This window comes from Polaromonas sp. P1_G4, from assembly GCF_056405475.1.
This window is the reverse complement of the sequence record NZ_JBFUCA010000431.1, coordinates 1-3,762: the sequence shown is the minus strand read 5'-3', so window position 1 is coordinate 3,762 and position 3,762 is coordinate 1. Positions and strand designations below refer to the sequence as shown.

General features: G+C 61.9%; 5 protein-coding genes. 2 read left to right on the top strand and 3 right to left on the bottom strand.

Annotated features, from left to right (window positions below; all coding sequences use genetic code 11):
* Positions 1-213 precede the first annotated feature (213 nt).
* A complete protein-coding gene (locus AC1D1X_RS18100; protein WP_477671477.1) occupies positions 214-1,146 on the bottom strand; it encodes a LysR family transcriptional regulator in 933 nt (310 codons plus the stop codon).
* Positions 1,147-1,219: 73 nt separating this feature from the next.
* Between AC1D1X_RS18100 and AC1D1X_RS18095 the strand changes: the two genes are divergently transcribed.
* Complete coding sequence (locus AC1D1X_RS18095; protein ID WP_477671478.1) at positions 1,220-1,891, top strand: N-acetyltransferase family protein; 672 nt, start codon at positions 1,220-1,222, stop codon at positions 1,889-1,891.
* Here the strand turns inward: AC1D1X_RS18095 and AC1D1X_RS18090 are convergent.
* Both AC1D1X_RS18090 and AC1D1X_RS18085 read right to left on the bottom strand, forming a co-directional pair.
* The gene (locus AC1D1X_RS18090) at positions 1,831-2,142 is read right to left on the bottom strand and encodes a 2Fe-2S iron-sulfur cluster-binding protein (RefSeq protein ID WP_477671479.1); all 312 of its coding nucleotides are present in this window, start codon (positions 2,140-2,142) and stop codon (positions 1,831-1,833) included. The genes AC1D1X_RS18095 and AC1D1X_RS18090 overlap by 61 nt on opposite strands.
* 42 nt (positions 2,143-2,184) lie before the next feature.
* Positions 2,185-2,781, bottom strand: a complete 597-nt coding sequence (locus tag AC1D1X_RS18085; RefSeq protein ID WP_457279198.1) for an LURP-one-related family protein — start codon at positions 2,779-2,781, stop codon at positions 2,185-2,187.
* A gap of 183 nt (positions 2,782-2,964) precedes the next feature.
* On the opposite strand from AC1D1X_RS18085, the gene AC1D1X_RS18080 reads away from it, so the two are divergent.
* Positions 2,965-3,486 carry an N-acetyltransferase family protein gene (locus AC1D1X_RS18080; RefSeq protein ID WP_477671480.1) on the top strand — a complete coding sequence of 174 codons (522 nt, stop codon included), beginning with the start codon at positions 2,965-2,967 and terminating at the stop codon, positions 3,484-3,486.
* The last annotated feature ends 276 nt before the right edge of the window (positions 3,487-3,762 follow it).

The following is a 3,762-nucleotide window of genomic DNA, read 5'->3' as shown; positions in this document are numbered from 1 at the left end:
GCAGTATGCGCTTCGGCCGCAACGGCCACATCAAAGTGCGCGCTGCCCGCCAGCAAGATCATCTTGAGCTCTTCCATCTCTGCAAAGCTGGCCGCCGCATCCCGCGCCGGCGTGAGGCTGTAAGGGCTGTGAAGGCTGCGCGGGCTGTCGGCAGCGCTATTCAGTGGCGGAGGGAGCATCCGCCCATCCTTGCACAGTTGTTTGACAGGCGTGCTACAGCTTGTTGTTTTGCAGTGAAGACCGGGAACCTGGCTGGCGCGGCTCGGCGCCCGCCCGCTGTGAAATGGCAGCAATCACCTGGTGCAGGGCCTTGTTCACCGGTTTGTCGTTGCGAATGATCAGGGCCAGCGTCCTTTGCAGCCGTGGGTACAACGGGTGGACCACGAGTTCGGCATGCTGCCCTGGGCCGGTGACCGCCATTGCGGGCAGGATGCTGCAGCCCAGGCCCGCTGCCACCATTTCCTTGATGGCTTCGACGCTGCCCAGTTCCATGATGGGTTTGGGGGCGTGGCCCGCATCCTGAAACCACTGGTCGATGATCACGCGGGTGTTGGCCGCCGGCTCGAACAGCACCAGCTCGCGCTTTGCCAGGACGGCCGGGGTGATCCTGGCGGGCATGGCGGCGTCACGCTTGGGTGCGATGGCCACAAACTCGTCGTTGAACAACGGTGTCACCGCCAGCGCGCGCCGTTTGACGGGCAGCGTGACCAGCGCCAGGTCCAGCATGTTGCCTTCCACCGCCTTGACGAAGTCGGCCGTGTTGCCCGTGCTGACCACCACGCTCAGATTGGGAAACCGCAGCCTCAATGAGCGCAGGATTTGCGGCAGGAAATAAAGGCAGGCTGTGGCGCCAATGCCCAGTGTGATGCGGCCAGCCACATTCGAGGAGTGGGAAGCCATGGCGGCCATGACGCCGTCTACGGCGGTGTTGACATGCTGGATTTCTTCCATCAGGTCAAGCCCTGCGGGTGTGGGCGTTGCGCGGCGCGCCACGCGTTCAATCAGGCGCACGCCCAGCTTCTGCTCCAGCTGCCTGATTTGCAGGCTGACGGCGGGCTGTGAAAGGCCCAGCCTTTCGGCCGCACCGGAAAAGCTCCCGGTTTCAACGATGAGGGCGTAGGTGCGCAGGTGGTCCAGGTTGAGCATGCAAAGAAATTCTAATCAATCTGATAAGTTTTGACATATTTACTTATGCATGCCGTTGCGCAACCATAGCGGCATGCACCTCACACCCATACCCCATGCCACGCGCCCCGGCCCTTCCTCCGGAACTTGCGATTCCCTGGTGATCGGTCCCTGTGCCGAAAGCCATATGGAGGCAATCCAGGCGATATACGCGCACTACGTGGCCACCAACCTGGCGACGTTTGAGCTGGAGCCGCCCAGCGTCGCGCAGATGTTGTCGCGCCGCGCCGACATCCTGCAGGGCGGCTACCCCTACCTGGTGGCGCACCGCAACGCAGAGGTGGTGGGGTACGCCTATGGCAGTGCCTATCGTTCGCGGCCGGCCTATCGCCATACGGTGGAAGACTCGATTTACGTCGCGCCAGGCATGCGCCAGGCCGGCATTGGCAGCGCCTTGCTGCGTGAGCTGATCCGCCAGTGCGAGCAACGCGGTTTCCGGCAAATGGTGGGCGTGGTCGGCAACAGCGCCAACACGGGCTCGCTCAGGGTGCACGAGGCGCTGGGTTTTACCCGTGTCGGCACGCTGGGCTGTGTCGGCTACAAGTTCGGCCAGTGGGTGGACACGGTGCTGATGCAGCGCGCGCTCGGCGACGGCGCCGCGTCGCCCGGGGCTTTGCCCGTGGGTCTACGGCAGATACCGGCAGTTCAGTCCCCCGGCTCGATCACCACATCCGACAGTGGGTACGCGACACAGGGCAGGATGTAGCCCGCCTGCTTTTCCTCGGCGCTCAGGCCCGGCCATTCGATGCGGTAAGCCACCTGCCCGCTGGCCATCCGGCGGATGCAGGTGCGGCAGGTGCCGTTTCTGCACGAACTGTCCATCGCCACGCCGGCCTGGAGTGCTGATTGCAGGATCGGCAGGGACGGCGAGGCGCTGAAATGCACCCCTTCCGGGTTCAGCTGGACGCTGAACAGAACCGCATTCGCCGGATCGCCAGGGTGGGCCGGGTCGTCCATCGCTGCTTCGGGTACGGGTAGCTGCCTGCGCCGGCGTCTGCGTTAACCGCGCAGGCGTTCCAGCAGCAGCACGGTCATCAGGGACAGCAACAACTGCTGCTCTTCGCGTTCATTGACGGGGGCCATCCGCTCGGCGGTGAACCGGCCCTCAAACAGGGCGGGCTGCTTGGTGAGCTCGGCCACCAGGGTGCCGTCGGGTCTCGTCACCTGGTAGGCGGGATGGAACAGGTAGCCCGAAAACATACCGATCACCGGAATCTGGCTGAATAGGCCGTCAAGAAAACGCGTCATCACGCTTTTCTCGTTGATGCTGAAGTGGGTGACGCCGTTGTCCTGCACGTCAAAACCGGCTCTCCACATGGAGCGCATGCCGCGACGCTTGATGCCGCCCAGCGCCGCGCCCTGGGTATCGGTGAAGTGATAAAGCGCTGAAAAATCGATAATCCGGTCCGCCTTGATCTGGTAGAGCTGCCGGTCCTGTTTTTCATCGGTGAAAACCGTGATGGCTTCCTTGAGCTTGAAGAGTTTTTGTTTGACATACGCCACCGGCTGGCTATGCGCGTCCTTGACCAGAAATTGCGGTGCAAAGGCGATGAGTTTGAAGGACATTTGCAGGGGAAACTGAATACCTTGGGCCATGATGTGCAAGCGCTTGTAAGTGTTAGGGTGCGACGAATGTACCCGACGCCAAAGTCACTGGCCGGGCATTCATCCTGCCGCCGGACCGCCGTGAAGCGAATGTATTGCCGGGCGAGAGGCGATTTGGGCGACAATTCTGCTCCCCCGATCATTTCCCGCACCGATTCACAAGCGATTTTTTTCATGTCCAGCTATTCCGTCCGTCCCGCTACGCCCCGCGATGCCAAAACCATTGCCGAAATCCATGTCGCCACCTGGCAGGCCGCTTATAAAGACCTCATGCCCGAGGACTACCTCGGCAAGATCACGGTAGAAAAACGCCTGCCTTACTGGCGCGAAGCCATCGAATTCAGCGAACCGCAACTGCTGGTGGCCACGGACGGAGATGAGATCGTGGGCTTTGTCGGCTTTGACCGTTCCCGCGATGCCGGCACCAAATCCACTGTTGGCGAAATCTGGGCGCTGTATGTGCTGCCAGAACATTGGGGCAAGGGCGCAGGCCTGGCCCTGTGGGACGGCGCGCGTGAGGGCCTGAAAGAAGAGGGTTGCACGCAGGTCACGCTGTGGGTGCTTTTGCGCAATGAGCGTGCGCTGCGCTTTTATGAACACGCTGCGGGGTTCAAGCGCGAGATGCCATCGCTCAAGACGGTGGCTTTTGGCAGTGCCAAGCTGGAAGAGATCCGGCTCAAGCGGGTGGTTGATTGAGGGCTGGATTGTTGAACTGATTCTGTTTGGGCCGGTTCTTGCTCCTGCGTTGCGCTTTTTGCTGAGTTCTGCTGGCCGGGGGTTGCCCGGCGGCAACTCACTTTTCTTTTGCTTCGCCAAAAGCAAAGTCGCCTGAGCATCGTCATCGGCAACACGAATGCCGCAGCAATGACCTTGAGCGCGGATTTTGACGACGTCCTGCCGACGGCACCCGGCCAGATCCGTTTGACGGCAGCTCCGGGCATGACGACCTCCTGCGGCGGTACTGTCGTGGCT

What these genes read in the sequence shown, in the direction of transcription:
- AC1D1X_RS18100 (WP_477671477.1), bottom strand. Translation starts at nt 1,146, where the DNA reads ATGCTCAACCTGGACCACCTGCGCACCTACGCCCTCATCGTTGAAACC.
- AC1D1X_RS18095 (WP_477671478.1), top strand. Translation starts at nt 1,220, where the DNA reads ATGCACCTCACACCCATACCCCATGCCACGCGCCCCGGCCCTTCCTCC.
- AC1D1X_RS18090 (WP_477671479.1), bottom strand. Translation starts at nt 2,142, where the DNA reads ATGGACGACCCGGCCCACCCTGGCGATCCGGCGAATGCGGTTCTGTTC.
- AC1D1X_RS18085 (WP_457279198.1), bottom strand. Translation starts at nt 2,781, where the DNA reads ATGGCCCAAGGTATTCAGTTTCCCCTGCAAATGTCCTTCAAACTCATC.
- AC1D1X_RS18080 (WP_477671480.1), top strand. Translation starts at nt 2,965, where the DNA reads ATGTCCAGCTATTCCGTCCGTCCCGCTACGCCCCGCGATGCCAAAACC.